The organism is Myxococcales bacterium, from assembly GCA_016706225.1.
Taxonomy (GTDB): Bacteria; Myxococcota_A; Polyangia; order Polyangiales; family Polyangiaceae; genus JADJKB01.
In genome coordinates, this window is the sequence record JADJKB010000002.1 from 100,137 (window position 1) to 118,743 (window position 18,607).

At 66.8% G+C, this 18,607-nt stretch carries 13 protein-coding genes, 1 other RNA gene and 1 pseudogene; 4 read left to right on the plus strand and 11 right to left on the minus strand.

Going from position 1 to position 18,607, the window contains the following annotated elements; genetic code table 11:
* Nucleotides 1-129 precede the first annotated feature (129 nt).
* From gyrB to IPI67_00580, 7 genes and pseudogenes are all read right to left on the minus strand, one after another.
* Nucleotides 130-2,688, minus strand: coding sequence for a DNA topoisomerase (ATP-hydrolyzing) subunit B (gyrB, locus tag IPI67_00550; GenBank protein MBK7578668.1), 2,559 nt, complete (start codon nt 2,686-2,688; stop codon nt 130-132).
* Nucleotides 2,689-2,991: 303 nt separating this feature from the next.
* Nucleotides 2,992-4,098, minus strand: coding sequence for a DNA replication and repair protein RecF (recF, locus tag IPI67_00555; protein ID MBK7578669.1), 1,107 nt, complete (start codon nt 4,096-4,098; stop codon nt 2,992-2,994).
* Nucleotides 4,099-5,249 (minus strand): annotated as a pseudogene (gene dnaN / locus IPI67_00560) (DNA polymerase III subunit beta). It abuts the gene before it with no gap.
* A gap of 450 nt (nt 5,250-5,699) precedes the next feature.
* On the minus strand, nt 5,700-7,067 hold the full coding sequence (locus IPI67_00565; GenBank protein ID MBK7578670.1) for a carboxypeptidase regulatory-like domain-containing protein: 1,368 nt from the start codon (nt 7,065-7,067) through the stop codon (nt 5,700-5,702).
* The gene (locus IPI67_00570; GenBank protein ID MBK7578671.1) at nt 7,064-7,840 is read right to left on the minus strand and encodes a zinc ribbon domain-containing protein; all 777 of its coding nucleotides are present in this window, start codon (nt 7,838-7,840) and stop codon (nt 7,064-7,066) included. The genes IPI67_00565 and IPI67_00570 overlap by 4 nt, the downstream gene beginning before the upstream one ends.
* A gap of 33 nt (nt 7,841-7,873) precedes the next feature.
* Nucleotides 7,874-10,177 (minus strand): heme lyase CcmF/NrfE family subunit, encoded by a 2,304-nt coding sequence (locus tag IPI67_00575; GenBank protein MBK7578672.1) that lies wholly within the window; start codon nt 10,175-10,177, stop codon nt 7,874-7,876.
* Between the two features lie 80 nt (nt 10,178-10,257).
* Nucleotides 10,258-11,022 carry a UMP kinase gene (locus IPI67_00580; protein ID MBK7578673.1) on the minus strand — a complete coding sequence of 255 codons (765 nt, stop codon included), beginning with the start codon at nt 11,020-11,022 and terminating at the stop codon, nt 10,258-10,260.
* A 61-nt stretch (nt 11,023-11,083) separates the two neighbouring features.
* Here IPI67_00580 and IPI67_00585 point away from each other — a divergent pair, with 61 nt between their 5' ends.
* The 3 genes from IPI67_00585 to IPI67_00595 all read left to right on the plus strand — a co-directional run bounded on the left by IPI67_00585 (nt 11,084) and on the right by IPI67_00595 (nt 14,893).
* Nucleotides 11,084-12,106 (plus strand): peptidyl-prolyl cis-trans isomerase, encoded by a 1,023-nt coding sequence (locus tag IPI67_00585; protein ID MBK7578674.1) that lies wholly within the window; start codon nt 11,084-11,086, stop codon nt 12,104-12,106.
* On the plus strand, nt 12,081-13,262 hold the full coding sequence (locus IPI67_00590) for a KamA family radical SAM protein (GenBank protein ID MBK7578675.1): 1,182 nt from the start codon (nt 12,081-12,083) through the stop codon (nt 13,260-13,262). The genes IPI67_00585 and IPI67_00590 overlap by 26 nt, the downstream gene beginning before the upstream one ends.
* Nucleotides 13,263-13,339: 77 nt before the next feature.
* Entirely contained in the window at nt 13,340-14,893 is a 1,554-nt protein-coding gene (locus IPI67_00595; GenBank protein MBK7578676.1) for an acyl-CoA carboxylase subunit beta, read from the plus strand.
* Nucleotides 14,894-14,903: 10 nt separating this feature from the next.
* Here IPI67_00595 and IPI67_00600 read toward each other — a convergent pair whose 3' ends face one another.
* Both IPI67_00600 and IPI67_00605 read right to left on the minus strand, forming a co-directional pair.
* Nucleotides 14,904-16,358: a hypothetical protein gene (locus IPI67_00600; protein ID MBK7578677.1), complete on the minus strand. Its 1,455-nt coding sequence runs from the start codon at nt 16,356-16,358 to the stop codon at nt 14,904-14,906.
* An 11-nt stretch (nt 16,359-16,369) separates the two neighbouring features.
* On the minus strand, nt 16,370-17,143 hold the full coding sequence (locus IPI67_00605; protein MBK7578678.1) for a hypothetical protein: 774 nt from the start codon (nt 17,141-17,143) through the stop codon (nt 16,370-16,372).
* A gap of 113 nt (nt 17,144-17,256) precedes the next feature.
* Here IPI67_00605 and ffs point away from each other — a divergent pair.
* Nucleotides 17,257-17,345, plus strand: an RNA gene (ffs, locus tag IPI67_00610) — signal recognition particle sRNA small type.
* Between the two features lie 12 nt (nt 17,346-17,357).
* Here the strand turns inward: ffs and IPI67_00615 are convergent.
* Both IPI67_00615 and IPI67_00620 read right to left on the minus strand, forming a co-directional pair.
* A complete protein-coding gene (locus tag IPI67_00615; GenBank protein ID MBK7578679.1) occupies nt 17,358-18,035 on the minus strand; it encodes an SDR family oxidoreductase in 678 nt (225 codons plus the stop codon).
* Nucleotides 18,032-18,607 carry a GTP cyclohydrolase I gene (locus tag IPI67_00620; GenBank protein ID MBK7578680.1) on the minus strand — a complete coding sequence of 192 codons (576 nt, stop codon included), beginning with the start codon at nt 18,605-18,607 and terminating at the stop codon, nt 18,032-18,034. The genes IPI67_00615 and IPI67_00620 overlap by 4 nt, the downstream gene beginning before the upstream one ends.

Sequence of the window (18,607 nt, forward strand, 5' to 3'; positions counted from 1 at the left end):
CACAGGTCGGCCGGTTGTGAAAAGAAAGGAATTGGGCATCCCCTCTGCGGGGTGGCTGAGGATAGCACGCGTCAATCCGCTCCGCCGACTTCGGGCCGACGCACCTGCGCCCTCGGCCCGAAATTTCCGTTAGATATCCAGGTTTCGGACGTTGAGCGCGTTGTCTTCGATGAACTGGCGGCGGGGCTCGACCTGGTCGCCCATGAGCACACTGAACAGCTGGTCGGCCGCGACGTCGTCGGTCACTCGCACCTTCAGCAAGGTCCGAGCGTCCGGGTTCATGGTGGTCTCCCAGAGCTCGCTGGCGTTCATTTCACCGAGCCCCTTGTAGCGCGTGATGGCCGTGCCCTTGCGCCCGCGCTCGTCGATCAGCGCGTCGAGAGACTCCGGATCGGGCAAGCTCACTGGCTGCCCGGTCTCGGTCTTTGCGGTGTAAGGCAATGGCCCGATGGAGCGGATGTCCTCCTCGATGGCCAAGAGCTCCTGGTACTCCGCGGAGTCGGCGACCTCCCAGTCCATCACCGCAGGTCGGGTGGACGCGCCGGGGCGGAATTTGACCGCGATGCGGCCGCCGCCGTGGGTGTCGTCCCGATCGACGTCGACGCTGAGCGGCAAGAGGTCGGGATATCGCCCTTCCAGGTAGGTGCGCAGTTGGTCTGCGGCAGCGTTGACCTTCTCGGCGCTCCGGAAGTCTTCGCGTTTCATGCCGCTGGAGCGCAAGACGGCACCGACCACCCGCGCGTCACAGCGGCGATCGATCTTGCCGAGGATGTGCCGGAACGAGCGCAGCCGCGTCGCCAGCTCGTACAGGGGCTTGCCCGAGATGGCTGGCCCCTTGGTGCTCTGCACGGTGAGCCCGTCGATGCCGTTCTGTGTGAGCAGACGATCGAGCGCGCCCTGATCTTTCAGGTAGAGATCTTTCTTGCCCTTGCGCACGCGGAACAGCGGAGGCTGCGCGATGTACAAGAACCCGCTCTCGATCAGCTCGCGCATCTGGCGATAGAAGAACGTGAGCAGCAGCGTGCGGATGTGACTTCCGTCCACGTCGGCGTCTGTCATGAGAATCACGCGGTGATAACGCACCTTCGATAGGTCGAAGTTGCCGTTCTCGCCGATGCCGCAGCCGAGGGCGCTGATCAGCGTCGCGACCTCTTGGCTCGAGAGCATCTTGTCGAGGCGCGCGCGCTCGACGTTCAGGATCTTGCCCTTGAGCGGGAGGATGGCCTGAAAGTGGCGATCGCGTCCCTGTTTTGCGCTGCCGCCGGCGCTCTCTCCCTCGACGATGTAGATCTCGCTCTGCGCCGGATCCTTGCTCTGACAATCGGCGAGCTTGCCGCTCAGGTGGGTGTTGTCGAGCACACCCTTGCGCACGACCTCGCGGGCCTTGCGCGCCGCCTCTCGGGCGCGGCTGGCCAGCACGGCCTTCTCCAGGATCTTCTTGGCCGTGGACGGGTGCTCCTCGAAATAACGACCCACCTGCTCGGCGACCACGTTCTGCACCAGGCCGGCAACCTCGCTGGAGACCAGCTTGCTCTTGGTCTGCGAGTCGAAGCTCGGGTCGGGATGCTTGACGTGGATGACGCAGATCACCCCTTCTCGCGCGTCTTCCCCCGAGATGCCGCTCTTCACGTCCTTGAGCAGGTTCTGTGCTTGCCCATAGCTGTTGAGCATGCGGGTGAGGGCCGTGCGCAAGCCCGTGAGGTGAGTGCCACCGTCCTTGTTGTGGACGTTGTTGGTGTAACAGAGGATCTGTTCCTGGAAGGCCGCCGACCACTGGATGGCCAGGTCGACTCCGATGGGCGCCTTCGAGTCCTCGGTCTGCATCTCGGTGGTGAAGGCGATCACGTCCTCGTGAATCGGTTCCTTCTTCTGACTGAGGAGCGCGACGAACTCCTTGATGCCGCCCTGGAACTCGAACACCTCGCGCTGGCCGCCGTTGCGCTCGTCGTTGAGCTCGATGACCAGCCCGGAGTTGAGGAAGCTCAGCTCCCGCAGGCGATTGGCCAGGATGTCGTAGTTGTACTCGGTGCTGGTGAAGATCTGCGTGTCCGGCTTGAAGGTGACCTTGGTCCCGTGCTCCGAGGTCTCGCCGATGCGCTCGATGGGGCCCTGGGGCACGCCGCGCCGATACTCCTGAAAATAGAGCCCGCCCTGGCGTTTGATCTCCAGCTGCAGCTTCTCACACACCGCGTTGACGGCGCTCACACCCACGCCGTGCAGGCCTGCGCTGACCTTGTAGCTCGAGTGATCGAACTTTCCGCCGGCGTGCAGCACCGTCATCACGACCTCGGCTGCGCTGACCCCTCGCTCGTGTTTGTCGACCGGGATCCCTCGCCCGTTGTCCTCGACCGTCACGGAGCCGTCGAAGTGAATCGTGACTCTGACCCGATTGCAGTGCCCGGCCAGGTGCTCGTCGACGGAGTTGTCGATCACCTCCCAGACCAGGTGGTGAAGCGCAGAGCCATCGTGCACGTCTCCGATGTACATGCCGGGGCGCTTGCGCACGGCCTCGAGCCCTTCGAGCACGGTGATGTTGGCGGCGTCGTACTCCTCGGGCGCAGCAGCCTCGGCGGGCGTAGGCGCTTCGGCGGGCGCAGCAGCTTCAGCGGGCGCGGCAGCCTCGGCAGGCGCAGCAGCTTCGGCGGTCTCGGACGGGGTGTCGGGGGTCTCGGGAGCCTCGGTGGTCAATGCGGTTCCTCGGGTTGTCTCGTCTCGGTCGAAGGGCGCACCCCCCGCATCGATCCGCGAGGAGCGATGCGTCGGTCTGGGCTATCGCGCGGTGCCGGCTGGGCGCCCGAGCGAGCTTTCCGGGAGGGGTTCGGCCTGGGCCAAAACGAGCCCGATTGGTATACCCCTTCCGCACCCTCCGAGCAAGGCTGAGCCAGGGGAAATTCAGCTGGATCCGCGCTCGGGCCGGCGCAAAAATTGGGGCCATTTCTGGGCCCCGTTTGCGGCGCTTTCAGGGCCCCGCGGGCGACGCCTTCGGGGTGGCTATCGCGCAAGCTGTTGGATGGCGCCGTCGACCACGGAGAAATCTGCCCGATCGGCTGGCTCGAGCCCGGGCACGGCAAACAGCTCGGGGCGCGGGGTCGTCACGAAGACCTGGCTCGGCATGCCTTGGAGCAGCGTGAACACGGCTTCGAATCGCTGTGCATCGAGCTCACTGGAGACGTCGTCGAGCAGGAGGATGGGGTGCGCGCCGCGAGCCTGGCGCACACAATCGAGCTCCGCGACCTTCAGCGCCAGCGAGAGCACGCGCTGCTGGCCTTGAGAAGCGTGGCGACGCGCCGAGCGGCCGTCGACCGTGAGCTCGAGATCGTCGCGCTGCGGGCCGAAGCTCGCGCTCCCGCGCCGCACGTCGATGGCCCGCGCCTCGGCGAGTGCGCGACGAAAGTCTTCGACCTCCGAGCAGCCGGCGCTGATCAGCCGCACCGACAGCTCCAGCTTCGGCGCCGCCATGCGGGTGAAGGCCGGAGTCAGCGCCTCCTCGAGGCGGGCCGCCGTGCGAACGCGAATGCGAGATAGCGCCGAGCCGTGCTCGGCCAAGATGACCTCGTAAGCATCGAGCTCCGCGGCGCGTGGCCCACGCTCGTCCAGCGCCCGCTGACGCTCCCGCAGGGCCTCGGTGTAACGCAGGCGGTGCTCCGCGCTGAGGGGCTCGAGGAACAACGCCACACGATCGAGCAAGGTGCGGCGGCCGAGCGCTGGCCCGTTGGCGAGCGCCAGATCACCGGGATGAAAGACCACGACCGGTGTCTTCACGGCGTAGTCCGCGAGCCGCTGGATGCGCTTTCCATCGGCGAAAAACCCGCGGCTCTTCGGCCCGAGCGCGGCTCGCTGCTCGCGCAGGAGGCCCGCATCACGGATCTTCGCCGACAGCACCGCCGTCTCGCTGCCGTGCTGGATGACCTCGGCGTTCTTCTCTGCGCGGAAGCTGCGGCTGGTGGAGAGCACGTACAGCGCCTCGAGCAGGCTGGTCTTGCCGTGCCCGTTGTCGCCAGCGACAACGTTGAGGCGCGGGGCTGGCTCGAGCTCGGCGGTCGAGATGTTGCGGAATCCGCGGACGCTGATCCGTTCGAAGCGGAGCTCGGCGGTCACTCAGATCCGCATCGGCATGACGACGGCGAGGTAGCTCTTCTTGGTGCTCTCGGTGGCGGGCTTGACCACCGCCGGATCCAGCTCGCCGCTGATGCCGAGGATGACCTCGTCGTCGTCGATGGCGCCGAGCACGTCGAGGAAGTACCGCGCGTTGAAGCCGATGGTCATCGGCCCGCCCTCGAAGTCGATGGGGATCTCGTCGAAACCCTCGCCGCTCTCGGGGCTCTCGGACTCGAAGCGTACCTTGCCTCCCTCGAGCGTCAGCTTGACGCCTCCGGTGCGATCACTCGCGGCCAGGGCCACGGCCTTCAGTGCATCCGAAAACGCGAGCCGGGGCACTCGCACGGCCTTCTCGGTGGCCTCGGGGATGACCTGGCTGTAGGGCGGGAACTGCGCGTCCACGAGCTTCACGCTGAAACGGAAGCCGGCCAGCTGGAAAAAGGCGTTGGGGCCGCTCTGGGCCAGCTTGATCGTGTTGGCATCCGCGTCGTCGGACTTGCCGGCTTCACCCTTGGCCTCGTCGCACAGACGCTTGAGCTCGAGCACGCCCTTGAGTGGAATCAGGAGCGACGCGCTGGCTCTTTGCCAGGCACCTGGATCTCTATTTTCGACAGCCGGTGCCCATCGGTGGAAACCATCCGGACGCGATCGCCTTCCCACTCGAAGAGCGCGCTGTTCAGGTGCAGTCGCGTTTCGTCCGTCGAGACCGAGAACTGCGTCGCCGCGATCAGCTGCGAGAGTGTGTCGACGTCGAGGGACAGGAGCTGTGTCTTTTCGTCGAGCTGCGGCAGCGCCGGGAACTCTTCTCCGGGGATGCCGTGCACCGTGTAGCGACGCGCGGAGCCGACCGAGCGGATCGTGGTGGCCGCGCCCTCGGTGGTCGTGATCGAGATCTGCCCCTCGGGCATCATCTTCACGCGTTCGAACAAGTCGCGCGCACCCACCGCGATGGAGCCACCCTTGTCGACCCGGGCTTTGATCGTTCCGCTGACTGCGAGGTACAAGTCCGTCGCGGCGAGCCGAAGTTGATCGGGTCCCGAGACCTCGAGCAGCACGTTGCCCAGGACAGGCATCGTACTTTTTTTGTCCGCTACGCCCTGACAGCGCCCGAGGACGCGCAGGAGATCTTTTTTGCTGACCACGACCTGCATGGTCGGGCGGTCCTACCTGCGTCCGTGCCAGGGCGCTAGGCGAGAGCGCCAGGAATGCGCGGGTTTTCTGTGCCCAGGTTTTCCACAGGGGGTTCCAGGGCCTGGGGTCGGCCTCTCTTCTCTCTCTTTCTTAAGAAATAGATCTAGGAGTCGAAGCAGTAGGGCCTGTGGAGAATGGGGGAAACTTCGGAACCGCCAGGAATTACAAAGCTAATCCCGGGGTCTCCTGGGGAAACGACCGCTGGCGACTATGTAGGCGGGTGTGGATAAGGGATCCGGGCAAGGAAATGCACAGGATCAAACAGGACGTCTTCCTCAGCCTTTTCAGGAGGTTGTCCCCAGCCTGTGGAGACGGGTGCGTCCATTGCGCGGGCTAACGAGCGCTCGCGCGCCCGACCCACCACGCCTTGTTCGGTGCGCGGAGACGCTGCGACCTGCCTGCGGAGGCGGTCAGTGCGCCCGTGCGCGCTTCTTCGAGACGCGCCCCGTCGGTGTCGGGCGGTCGACCTCGAGACGCGCGAGGGCGTTCACCAGCGCCCTTCGTGCAGACTCGTAGGTGCGCGGGCCGATGTCTTTGTTGCGGTGTGCTTGCTCGAGCGCAACGAGCTCGTCCAAGAGCAGGTTGCGCGCGCGACTGATGTCCTTCTCCGGCAGCGACTTGAGCGAAGGCTTCTCTTTGCCGTTCTGCGCCGTGAGCATCAAGCCGAGCGCCGCGAGGGCAGCTGCGATCCCGGCGGCGTACCAGCGGCCCGGCCCTGGTGTGGGAATGCCGGTGAGGCGCAGCGAGACATCTTCCATCTCGGGCTCACCTGGCTTGAGCTGGCGACCCGTCGTCAACATGCGGCGGCCGTCCTCTCGCACACTCGGTTGTGCAGGTGGCATACCCGAAACCTCGAAGCCCATGCCGCGAGCGGACTCGGCCATGACCTGAAGCTCCGCGATGTGGGGTGGCAAACCCAGCTTCAGATCGACCGTTTCATCGTGATCGTTCGGGACCTGGAAGCGGAACGCCACCTCGTGTTGACCGGGGGAAAACGTGCCCAAGAGCTTGGCGCCGCGCTCTCCTTCGGCGACCGCCCGGGTGTCGCCCATGCCTTCTTGAGCGCTGAAACCCTTCCAGCCGCGCGGCAGCTCGATCACCACGTCTTCGGGCACCCAGGTCGTCGCCCCCACGTTGAAGACCCGCAGCAGGACCTCGAACTGAAACACGTCGTCGCGCGGCTCGACCATCAAGAAGCCCCGCATGCCCACCATCGTGCGGCGGATGTCGCTGGTCACGGGGTAAACGTGCAAGACCACACTCTGGCCGGAATCTTCCCGCAGGTTGATCGAAGCGGAAGCGTACTCGGCCGGCTCTTGTTTGACCGTGATGCGGTAGCTGAAGCGTGAGCCGAGCTCCAGGCGGTCGAAGCGCACCTTGCCGTCGGCGTTCGTGACCGCGTTCTTGAACTCGCTCGAGTCACCCTCTGCGACGCTCTGACGCAAGATGCCCAAGCGTACGGACACTCCCGGCAAGGGTTTGCCCTCTGCGTCGTTGATCTGTGCGTCGATGGTGCCCGGGGGGAGATCCTTCGAAGGGGTGCTGGTGTCCGTACGTGCAGCCGTGCCCGCGCCGCGTTGCCCTGCGGTGGTGGGAGGATGACCAGGGGGCATCGGGGCGGCGGGTGCTTCTCCCGGTTCGGCGGGCGCGTCGTTGGCTCCGACGGGCGGGTGGCCGGGAGGCATGGGACCGCCGGCGCCGGGATCGAGCGGCGCTTGCGCGAACGCAATGCCCGTAGCGAACGACAGGGCTGCAAAGACCGACAGCGAACGCTTCATGACAGGGACTCTCCGCAGTGCTTGCAGAACCGTGCATCGGGATCGTTGCGCGTGCCGCAGTCCCCACAGGTCGCGGTTTCGGCGGCAGCTCCCCCGGCCTGGGCGCTCACGACCCCGTCGTCCGCGTCGTCGTCGTCCGCGCCATCGTCGTTCGCGTCGTCATCATCTTCGTCCGCGGGGTCGTCCGCGTCGTTCTGACTGGTCGCGGGCCCTTCGCTCGCGTGTGCGTCGTCGTCGCCGCTCGCCGCGTCCTCGCTGACCTCGTCGTCGCTGGCGTCGTCGTCGCTGGGGGGGCTCGTCGTGGCCGCCGCCGCCGCTGTCGCCGCAATGCCCGCGCGCTCCAGCCGTTTGGCGATCAGCCTTTCGACCCGCTGACGCGCGGGTGTCTCGGCGCGATCGAGGGCTTGCAACAGCCGTCGCGCCTCGTCGCGATATCGTGCGGACAGCACGGCGTAGTCGTCATCGCCGACCTTGCCCACACTCCGCTCGTATTCGAGATCTTTGAGCGCGCGCAGCACGGAGCGTTTCTTCTCTTCCTCCGCCGAAGGAGCCGCGAGCGCCAGGGCCTCGTCCACCGTCAGCTCGCCGTCGTCGCCGAGGCGCTGAACGCTCTCCCAGAGGTTGGAGATTGCGAAGAGCAGCATTCCGCCCGCCACAACCAGGAGAGCAAGACCCAAACCGCGGGCCGCGCCGACCGCCGCCGCAGCAGCAACCAGCAAGGGCAGCGCAAAGGGGCGCAAGCGTGGCAACAGATCGTTTAGGCGCAGCGGCACGGGTCACCCGATATCAGCTTCGGCCACCCGGAGCTATTCTGGAGAACGACGCCGTCGGAGCGCCGCGGCAAGGCCCAGCCCCAGCCCACCAACACAGGCCAAACTGGCGCCAAGGACGGGTGGCGAGGCCTCACTCGCCGCGGCCGCCGTGGGGACGGGGCTGGCTGGCGGAGGAGCTCGGGCTCCGCGTTCAGCCGCAAATGCGTTGGAAGGGCTCATCGCCAGCCAGACTGCGAAGGCAACCGCCGAGAGTCCCGCGGCCGTTGCGCGGACGTAACCCCAAGCGCCGACCTCCTTCAGCGCGAGCTCGGGCCAGAGCGAGATGCTCGCCCCAGCGATCAACACGATGACTCCGATCCAGATCCACGAGACCAGCGGATTGACGTGAAACTGGAAGGCCGCCTTCTTGGTCTCGGGGCTCACCATGCCCACGACCAGGTAGAGGTCGTCGCGGAAGCTCCGATGCATCGCCACCTCGGTCGTTGGCATCTCGGCTGAGCGTTTGTAGATGAACTTCGCGGGGGACATCACGCCCAGGGACTTGCCGTTCTGGGTGACCTCCAGATCAGCGAAGACCATGCGTTTGCTGACGTCGACCTCCATGCGCGGACCCTTGTAGGTCAGCGAGTAGCTGCCAATGTCCATGCGATCGCCCGGCGACATGCTCGCCTCTTTGTCGATGCTCCAGGCCTTGCCGGTGAAACCGATGAACATCAGCACGATGCCGAAGTGAACGATGTAGCCGCCGTAACGGCGACGGCTCTTGTCCACCAGGCGCATGAGCGCCGTCGGGATGCTCTCCTGTTCGCCAGCCTTGAGCGACGAACGCCGGCGCGCGGCCACACCGCGGGCGAATTCCTGCACGATCACCCCGGTATTGAAGGCCGCCAGGGCGACGACCAGCGCCGGCAACACGGAGCCGGCCTTCTGCAAGATCACCCCTACGACGCCGGGATAAAACTGGTCGGCGTGCACGAAGGCCGGATAGCCGAGGGACTTGCCCAGGGCCACGTGCAGCACGACCGCGACGACCATGCCCACGAGGGGGTAAGCGGCCGCTTTTTTCAGAGACTCCCCGCTGGTCTTGCGCCACCCGAACAACGGCGCCAGGCCCATCAGCGCAAACAAGATGACTCCCGCCGGAGCGATCCAACGATTGAAGAAGGGCGGCCCGACGGTGACGCTCTCCTTGTAGATCCACTCGCTCAGCTTCGGCCACAGCGTCGCGACGGCGATGAAGGTCGCGATCCCCAGCAGCACCCAGTTGTTGAGCACGAAAGCGGCCTCGCGGCTGGCCACGGCCTCGATGCGCGATTCGCCGCGCAGCTCGCGCCAGCGCCAGGCGATCAGCCCGGCACAGACGGCAATCACCATGCCCATGTAGTAGACGAAGAAGATCCCGATGTTGCTCTGCGCGAAGCTGTGCACGCTCGAGATGAGCCCCGAGCGCGTCAAGAACGTGCCGAAGATCGTCAACAAGAACGTGATGCAGATGAGCACCACGTTCCAGACCTTGAGCATGTTCCGGCGCTCCTGGATCATCGTGGAGTGCACGTAGGCGCTGGCGGAGAACCAGGGCAAACACGCGGCATTTTCTACCGGATCCCAGGCCCAGTACCCACCCCAGCCGAGCTCCTCGTAGGCCCAGACCATGCCCAGCGCGTTGCCGATGCTGAGGAACAACCAGGCGAACAGCATCCACTTGCGCGCACCGACGATCCAGTCGTTGTCGAGCCGACCGGTGACCAGGGCGGCAACCGCGAAGGCGAACGGCACGGCGCAGCCCACGAAGCCGATGTAGAGAGCCGGCGGATGGATCGCCATCCAGTAGTTTTGCAGGAGTGGGTTCAGACCCTCGCCGTCCAGCGACGCGCCGGAGATGCTGGTCGAGAACGGGTTCGCCGCGAACAGCATCAACACGGCGAAGAATCCCACGACCGACATCAGGGTGGCGATCACGTAGGGTTGCAGCTGGCGGTAGCGACCTTTCATCCACCACAGGCAGCCGCTGGTGTACGCGCCGAGCAGGGTCGTCCACCACAAGAGCGAGCCGTCTTGTCCGCCCCAGAGCGCGGCGAACAGGTACGCGGTTGGCATCGAGCGGTCGCTGTAACGAGCGACGTAACGAATGCGGAAGTCGTGGGTGATGAAGGCGTAGGCCAAGAGCAGCACGCCCAGGCCGATCAACGCGCAGGTCGCGTACCCGCCGAGGCGCGCCGCGTCGAGCAGGCGGGGTCGCCCTCGGCCAGCGGCGATGCTCACCGCGAAGGTGTAGGCCGCGGCCACCAGGATTGCGTAAAGAACGCCGGTTCCAAGCTCAGGCAGGGATTGCCACATATCGAGGCGCGGAGCCTACCACGGCCCCGCGAGGGTGCAGCCCGGTAGCGGGGGCCTAGCAGCGCAGGAATTTCCTCTGCTCATCCTTCGTCGGAGACAATCGTGCCGACTTCGTCGCCCAGGCAAACACGCTTGATGTTCCCGGGCGCCATCTTGAACACCCGGATGGGCAAACCGTTCTCCCGACACAGCGCCACGGCGGTGGCGTCCATCACCTTCAGGTTCTCGCTGAGGAAGCGTTCGTAGGCGACCTTCGGTAGCAAGGTTGCACCCTGGTGTCGGACCGGGTCGCGATCGTAGATGCCGTCCACCTTGGTCGCCTTGAGCAGCGCTTCGGCGCGGATCTCCATGGCCCGGAGCGCCGCGGCGGTGTCGGTCGAGAAGTACGGGTTACCGGTGCCTGCGGCGAAGATCACGATGTGGCCACGGTCCAGGTGATGGATGGCACGCCGACGAATGTAGGGCTCGGCGACCTCGCGGATCTCGATCGCGGTCATCACGCGGGTGGGGATGCCGGTTCGCTCGAGGGCGTCCTGCAAGGCCAGCGAGTTGATCACCGTGGCCAGCATGCCCATGTAGTCGCTCTGCGCGCGGTCCATGCCTTCGCTCGCGCCCTTGAGGCCGCGGAAGATGTTTCCGCCGCCCACGACCAGACCGACCTGAACTCCCGAGCCGTGCACCTCACCGAGCTCGGCGGCGGTCGACTTCAGCGTGGCGGTGTCGATGCCAAAACCGCCGGTTCCGCCGGACAGAGCCTCCCCGCTCAGCTTGATGACCACCCGCCGGTACCTGAGAGTCGAGGTTTGTTCAGTCACGGGCTCGATAGCTAGCCGGGTGGCGCCCATCCTGCAACGGCCGCGGACGTCTGGCACCGAGGGCGGGGTCGTAGTATTCGAAAGCCCCAGCATGCCGAGACCGTTTCGATTCCCGATTGCCCTCGCCCTGATCTCGGGATCGTTGGGCCTCGGCGGCTGCGACGAAAAGGCCATCGGCAAACAGCCGGTGGGGGACAGCTCCGCCGCGCCCGCATCGAGCGGGCTGTCGCCCGAGCTCGCGCAAAAAGCTCTGGCCACGGTCGGCGACCGGGTGATCACCCTGGGTGAGTTCGCGGCGACCCTCGACCGCATGGATCAGTTCGAGCGACTGCGATACCAGTCCGTCGATCGTCGACGTCAGCTGCTCGACGAGCTGATCAAGGCGGAGCTGCTTGCGACCGAGGCCAAGCGCCGCGGCCTGGATCAGAAGCCCGAGGTCAAGGAGCGCGTGCGTCAGATCCTGCGCGAGGACGTGCTGCGTCAGATCCGCACGGACACCATCGCTCCCGCGGACATCCCCGAGAGCGAGGTCAAGGCGTACTACGACAAACATCGGGAAGAGTTCCGCGATCCCGAGCGCCGCCGTGTGGCGCACATCGTGGTCTCCGACGAGGCGAAGGCAAAACAGCTGCTGGAGCAGGCCAAGAAGGCGTCTCCCACCGAGTGGGGCAAGCTGGTGCGCGATCAGTCGCTGGAGAAACCCCCGCCGGGTGCGGCAACCGGGCCGTCCGAGCTCGCGGGTGATCTCGGGATCGTGGGCCCGCCAGGGGCCGCGAAGGGTGACAATCCGCGTGTGCCCGAGCCGCTGCGGGAGGCCGTTTTCAAGATCGGCGCGGTCGGTGGAGTGTTCGACGGTGTGGTGAAGGACGCCGGGAAGTTCCACATCGTGCGCATGACGGGCAAGACCGACGCACGGGACCGCAGCGTGGCCGAGGCCGAGCGTACGATCCGGGTCGCCATTCTCCAGGAGAAGATGCGCGGGGCCGAGGAGAAGCTCGAGCAGGATCTGCGTCAGCGTTATCCCGTGAAGATCGACGACAAGGCACTGGAGAAGATCACGCTGCCGTCGTCGCCGCTGGAGAAGCTCGATGCAGGACCTGCCGCGCCAAAGTAGCGCGCGCGTCGTCTTGCCGGTGTCCGGTGGAGCAGAGGGTGGAGCCGCCCACGATGCAGGGCGCGCGCTCCCGCGTACCCGAGCGCGGCGCGCCGACTGGAAGTGGCAGCTCTCGCACGCCGTACGCTCGGTTGCGGAGCTCGAGCAGCACCTCGAGCTGTCCGACGCCGAGCGGCGTGGAGCGCTGCGCGCCGAGCGGACCGGATTCCCGCTCGCCATCACGCCGTACTATCTGGCGCTCGCCGATCGTCTCGACCCGACCTGTCCCATTCGCCAACAGGTCGTGCCCGTCGCGGCCGAGAGCCAGGTCTCCCGCGGTGATCTCGTCGACCCGCTGGGCGAACAGGCGCACGAGGTGGCCCCCGACCTGGTGAGTCGCTACCCGGATCGCGCGCTCGTGCTCACGACCGATCGCTGCGCGGTGTATTGCCGATTCTGTACGCGCAGCCGCATGGTCGGAGGCGGCAGCGGCACGCGCTCGCTCGCGCATCTGGCGCCGGCGTTCGCCTGGCTGAGAGCCCACCCCGAGGTGCGCGACGTGATCGTCAGCGGCGGAGATCCCTTGACCCTCGCGACCCCGCGCCTCGTCACGCTGCTCGGCAAGCTGCGAGAGATCCCCAGCATCGAGACCCTGCGCCTCGCGACGCGGGTGCCCGTGGTGTTGCCGCAGCGCATCGACGCGGAGCTGTTGTCGGCACTGCGACCGATGCACCCGATCTGGGTGATGACCCACTTCAACCATCCGAAAGAGCTGACGCCGCTGGCGTGCCGCGCGCTCCGTCGCCTGGCCGACGCCGGTTTTCCCGTGATGAATCAGACCGTGCTGCTGCGCGGGGTGAATGACGATGCCGCGCTGCTCGCGCAGCTGTTTCGCGGTCTCGTTCGGCAGCGGGCACGGCCGTATTACCTGCTGCAGGCCGACCCCGTTCGGGGCACCGGGCACCTGCGCACGCCGATTGAAACCGGTGTGCGCATCATGGAAGCACTGCAGGGGCGACTGAGTGGCATCGCGCTCCCGAAGCTGATCGTCGATACGCCGGGGGGGTTTGGCAAAGTCCCGATCGGCCCGGACTACGTGCTGGCGCAGGCCGCCGGCAAGACCCGCTTCCGCACGCCGCGCGGGGTCGAGGTCGACTACTTCGATCCCGAGGTCTAGAGCGCCGAACAGGGTGACCCGCGGCGACGTGCCCGCGGAGTGACAGAGCGCGCCCCTCGTGGTAGCGAAGGCCGCCCATGTCGAACGGCAAACAAGCAATCCTCACGCTCGACGCGCTCAACGCCAAAGCTCTGGAAGGCGGCGGAAAAGCCCGCGTAGACAAACAACATGCCGCCGGCAAGCTGACCGCGCGGGAGCGCATCGATCTCTTGCTCGACCCTGGCAGCTTCGTCGAGCTCGACCGCTTCGTGACGCACCGCTGCGCAGACTTCGGCATGCAAGATCAGAAGGTGCTCGGCGACGGCGTCGTGACCGGGCACGGCACCGTCGATGGTCGCCGCATGTTCGTCTTCGCGCAGGACTTCACCGTGTTCGGCGGCTCACTCTCGGGGGCTTATGCCTCGAAGATCTGCAAGGTGATGGACCTGGCGCTCAAGGTCGGCGCACCGGTGATCGGTCTCAACGACTCCGGCGGCGCGCGCATCCAAGAGGGCGTCGAATCCCTCGCGGGCTACGCCGACATCTTCTTGCGCAACACCCTGGCCAGCGGGGTAGTGCCGCAGATCAGCGCCATCATGGGGCCGTGCGCCGGCGGCGCCGTCTATTCGCCGGCCATCACCGACTTCATCTTCATGGTGGAGAACACCAGCTACATGTTCATCACCGGCCCCGACGTGATCAAGACGGTCACCCACGAGGAGGTGACCAAAGAAGAGCTGGGTGGCGCCCACACCCACTCTGCAAAGAGCGGTGTCGCACACTTCACCTCGCAGGATGATCGCGCTTGCATCGCCAAGGTGCGTGAGCTGCTGGGGTTCTTGCCGCTCAACAACACCGAGGATCCGCCGCTCGCCCGCGTCAGTGATCCCGTCGACCGCGAGGTCCCGGAGCTGGATGACCTCGTGCCCGCCGAGAGCAACAAACCGTACGACATGAAGAAGGTCATCGCGGCGGTGGTCGACGACGGTTATTTGCTGGAGGTCCACGAAAACTGGGCGAAGAACATGGTCGTCGGCTTCGCCCGCATCGGCGGCCGTCCGGTCGGCATCGTGGCCAATCAGCCGGCGTTTCTCGCGGGCGTGCTCGACATCGACGCCAGCATCAAGGCCGCGCGCTTCGTGCGCTTCTGTGACTGTTTCAACTTGCCGATCGTGACCTGGGTCGACGTGCCGGGTTTCTTGCCGGGGGTCGATCAGGAACACCACGGCATCATCGTTCACGGGGCCAAGCTCCTGTACGCGTTCTGCGAAGCGACGGTGCCGAAGCTCACCGTCATCACCCGCAAGGCATACGGCGGGGCCTACGACGTCATGAGCAGCAAACACGTGCGCGGCGACGTGAACCTGGCCTTCCCCACCGCAGAGATTGCGGTGATGGGCCCGGACGGTGCCGTGAACATCGTGTACCGCAAAGAGATCGAAACGGCCGCCGACGCGGACAAAGCCCGCGCCGAGTTCAGCGCCGAGTACCGGGCGAAGTTCGCGAACCCCTACAAAGCAGCGGAGCTCGGCTTCGTCGACGAGGTCATCCACCCGCGCATGCTGCGCAAGCGCCTGGCCACCAGCCTCGACATGCTCAAGAACAAACGCCTCGAGAACCCGCCGCGCAAACACGGCAACATTCCGCTCTGACTCGTGGCGTTCAGCGCAAGGCGAGCAGCACGATCACGAGAACGATCAGCGCCGCCGCGCCGCCGACCAGCAGGGTTCCGCGTTTGACGGTCTCGCGATCGTAGGCATCGAGCGCCGCGAGGTGCATGGCGTTCGACTCGTTCAGGCGTCGAAGCTCGGCCTCGGTGGCGCGGATCGCCGCCAGGATTGCAGGATCGAGGCTCAACCCGTCTTGCTGCGCGAGCAAGAGTCGCCCCACGGCCGCGAGCGCTCGGGTGAGCTCGCCTTGGGCCTCGGAAAAACCCGCCGAGGCCGCCTTGAGTTGCCCCTGAAACTGTCGCTCGAGCGCCTTCTGGTGATCCTGGATGCGGCGGGTGTGCTGGGCCAGCGCGCCGAGTTGATTGCGCACCGCCTGCAGCGCCGACTGCGTCGCCGCGAGCTCCTGTTTGTGCTGATCGACCTCGGGCTGCACGCTCGCCGCCTGGGCCTCGAGCGCCTGGATCTGGGTCAGGGCTTCCGGCGGGATCGGCACGGGCGCTCCCTGCGGCGTCCCCGCAGGCCGCTGCTCCGCGCTCATTTTCACCGAGCGCGCCTCGATCAGGAAACGCTTCTGCCTCGCGACGACGCGCGCCAGCTCGGCCTCACGAGCGGCCACGTCGGTACTGAGCCGCTCTTTCTCCTGATCGAGCGGGGGCCGCTGTTGGTCGACGGCCTCGAGCTGCTGGACCAGCGCGGTGTTCTGGTTTTGAAATTGCTCGTTGGTCTGGTTGAGCTGTGCTCCGCGCTCGCCCGCGATGGACTCCAGCTGCTTTACCGGAGCAAAACTCTCCCCGAAGCGCGCGTCGTTCTCGAGCTCGCCGCGCACACCGCTGGCCAGGCTCGCGAGCTGCTCGTCGAGTTTGTTTTCGGCCCGCCCGAGCTCGGCGTTCACCCGAGCAAGATCGGCCCCGAGCGCACGCTTTCGCGTGAAAACGCGGAAGGCATACAGCGGTGCCAGGTAGATCGCGCTCGGTGCCGGTCCATAACCGGCGAGCAAGCCGACCGCGCCCGAATCGACGCTGGGCAGTGGTGCGAGGCTCGCCTGCGGTGGCGCGCGGGAGGGTGCTCCGGGGGCGCCCGATGGCAGCGGGAGCGCGGGCTCTGCCGGGGCCATGCTGCCCGCGGGCGCGGGGGGCCGGTACGACGAGAGCTCCAAGCTGAGCTTGGCTTGACCCTCCTCGTCGTCGAGATCGAGCGAGGCCCCATCGTAGTTGCCGGTCGCGGCACCGCCGCGCGCCGCGACGTTGCTGCCGGCGTCGAAGTGATCTTCTTCGAAGCCGGTGCCGAAGTAGTCGAGGGCTCCGGCGCTGCTTGCCGCTTTGGGCGGGGCTGCGCTTCGAGCCGCGGGGGCTGCGGAGGCGTTGGGCTCTGCCCGACGAGGAACGAGCGGGCCAAGGTCCAGATCCGGGACGTCGCCTGGTTTGGACGGGTGCTGAGGGTTGCCCATGAAGAGGGCGCCTAGTCTACGCGGGTCTCCGGTCCGGCGTAAGCCGACAGCTCTGCGTGAAAAGCGCGAAATGCAGAATCTTCGGGCCACTCGGGGGCGTCCGCCAACAGGCGACGAGCTTCTTCCTTGCTGCCCCGGTCGATGCAGACGACCGCGGCGGCGTAGCGCAGCGGCCAATGGATGAGTGCGTTGCGGCGCGCGGCCTCCCAGAGCAACACCGCGTCGCGATCTTCGGGCTCGTGAGCAAAGGCTCGCGCCACCGCCGCGACCGCTTCGCGCAAGAGCGCGACCCTCGCACGCAGTGCAGAGTCGACCGCGGGCAGCGGTAGGTTTCTCAGCTCCTCGGCCTTCGACAATGAGGCAGAGCGCTCGCCTTCGAACGAGTCGAGCAGCGTTTCGACCAGCAGCCGATGTTCCTGCGCGGCCGGCCAGGCCGTGCCGTGCGCGGCGCGAGAGAGGGCCGTGCGTGCGCGGTCCGTGTGGCCGGAGGCCGCGAGCGCGGTCGCGTGAAGCAGCGGCACGGTGGTATCGGCATGCGGAAGCTCGCCGAGCGCATCGCCCCACAGCTCGAGCAGCTCTGCGGCGCGGCCCGTCATGAGCATGCGGCGCATACGCCGGCGGGCGACGATCCGCAGCGCGAGCCAGACACTGCCCGCAACGAACAGGCCCACGGGCACGCCGAGCCACCAGGGGTTGTGACGTCCGAACGTCAACGCCGCGGCGACCAGCGCCGCCGAGCCGACGAAGGCGAACAGGCTGGCTGCAGAGAAACCACGGGTGGGCATCGAGTCCCTGCAAGGTGCGCCCGGCTGGGGCGTCTGTCGAGCACGACCGCGCTCGCGCGTTTCGGGTCCTTGCCAGCCTGCTCGCCCTGCGCTACCAAGCGTTGTCCGCACAGTGTGGGCTCACCAACAGCGCACCTCGAACCCCGCCAGGGCCGGAAGGCAGCAACGGTAGGAGGAGAGCGGGTGTGGTGGGCCCTTTCCCTTTTTGTGCGCTTCAGGTTCCGAACATCTCGATGACCGCGCCGTTGTGCGCGGCCGGCGCGTCGAGCGCGTGAAACACGATCGTGCTGGCGACGTCCTCGGCGGTCATGCGCGGAGCGAAGCCACTGCCTGCGAGCATCTCGGTGTCCACCGAGCCGGGCAGGACAACCAGCGTCGAGACCCCCGAGTCGGAGAGCTCCTGCGCCAGGCTCTTGGTGAAACCCACGAGCCCCCACTTGCTCGCGGCGTAAGCGGCCGCCCGCGGGCTGCCGACGGTTGACGAGATGCTGCCGACGTTGATGATGCGTCCCTGCCGCCGGCGCCGCATGCCTGGGAGCAGCGCACGCGTCAATTGAAAGGGAGCGCGCAGATTGACCGCGAGCTGCCGGTCCCAGGCTTCCGCCGTGGTGTCTTCGATCGCAGCTCGCTCGACCACGCCCGCGTTGTTGATCAAGACGTCGGGCGCGTGCTCGTTGGCGAGTCGCGCGCCGGATGCCGCGACGGATGAGGCAGCCGCGAGATCGCAGGTTTCGACGCATACCCGCACGGTCCCCGCCAGATCAGCCTGAAGCTTGGATAGCTCGGCGGAGGGCCGACCGACCAGGATCAAGTCGACGCCGCGTCGAGCCAGGGCGCAGGCGATCGCTCGTCCGATGCCGCGACTTGCGCCGGTGACGATGGCGAGGGTCACTGGGCGGGCTCCGAGCCCAGCGCCATTGCCAGCTCCCGCGCGTGGGCCGCGTCCGCCAGATCGCCGGCGCTGGCCTGGGTACGCACCATGGCGTCGGACTTGTGCGACCCGCGGGCACTCAGACAGCCGTGCCGCAGCGTGAGCTGGCAAAACGCGCCGCGTGCCCCGCCCAGATTCACCAGCGCCTCGACCACGTTCTCCCCGATCTGTTCCTGCAACGCGAGGCGTCGTGCAAACGCGTCGACCAGGCGTGCGATGGTGCCGAGGCCGAGCACACGCGCGCCCGGCCGATACGCAACGGTCGCGTGCCCCAGTGAGGTCAAGAGGTGATGCGGGCAGACCGTGGCGACGGCGATGTTCGACACGACGACGATGCCCGGGTGGTCCTTGTGCGATGCGGAGCCATCGCTGAGCAGGTTCGCGATGTCCGTGCCGTAGCCGGAGAGCAGCTCGTCCGCGAACGCCTCTGCGACGCGCTGGGGTGTCTCTGCAAGCTCGGGATCACTCGCCGGGTCGTGCCCGAGCGCACGCAGAAAATCGGCGATGGCTCGCGCGGCTGCGGACTTGTCCAT

Bases quoted from the DNA above. Each gene is read 5' to 3' on its own strand.
- IPI67_00590 (MBK7578675.1), top strand. From the start codon at position 12,081: ATGCAGGACCTGCCGCGCCAAAGTAGCGCGCGCGTCGTCTTGCCGGTG.
- IPI67_00580 (MBK7578673.1), bottom strand. From the start codon at position 11,022: ATGGGCGCCACCCGGCTAGCTATCGAGCCCGTGACTGAACAAACCTCG.
- IPI67_00600 (MBK7578677.1), bottom strand. From the start codon at position 16,358: ATGGGCAACCCTCAGCACCCGTCCAAACCAGGCGACGTCCCGGATCTG.
- IPI67_00585 (MBK7578674.1), top strand. From the start codon at position 11,084: ATGCCGAGACCGTTTCGATTCCCGATTGCCCTCGCCCTGATCTCGGGA.
- IPI67_00620 (MBK7578680.1), bottom strand. From the start codon at position 18,607: ATGGACAAGTCCGCAGCCGCGCGAGCCATCGCCGATTTTCTGCGTGCG.
- IPI67_00565 (MBK7578670.1), bottom strand. From the start codon at position 7,067: ATGAAGCGTTCGCTGTCGGTCTTTGCAGCCCTGTCGTTCGCTACGGGC.
- IPI67_00595 (MBK7578676.1), top strand. From the start codon at position 13,340: ATGTCGAACGGCAAACAAGCAATCCTCACGCTCGACGCGCTCAACGCC.
- IPI67_00605 (MBK7578678.1), bottom strand. From the start codon at position 17,143: ATGCCCACCCGTGGTTTCTCTGCAGCCAGCCTGTTCGCCTTCGTCGGC.
- IPI67_00575 (MBK7578672.1), bottom strand. From the start codon at position 10,177: ATGTGGCAATCCCTGCCTGAGCTTGGAACCGGCGTTCTTTACGCAATC.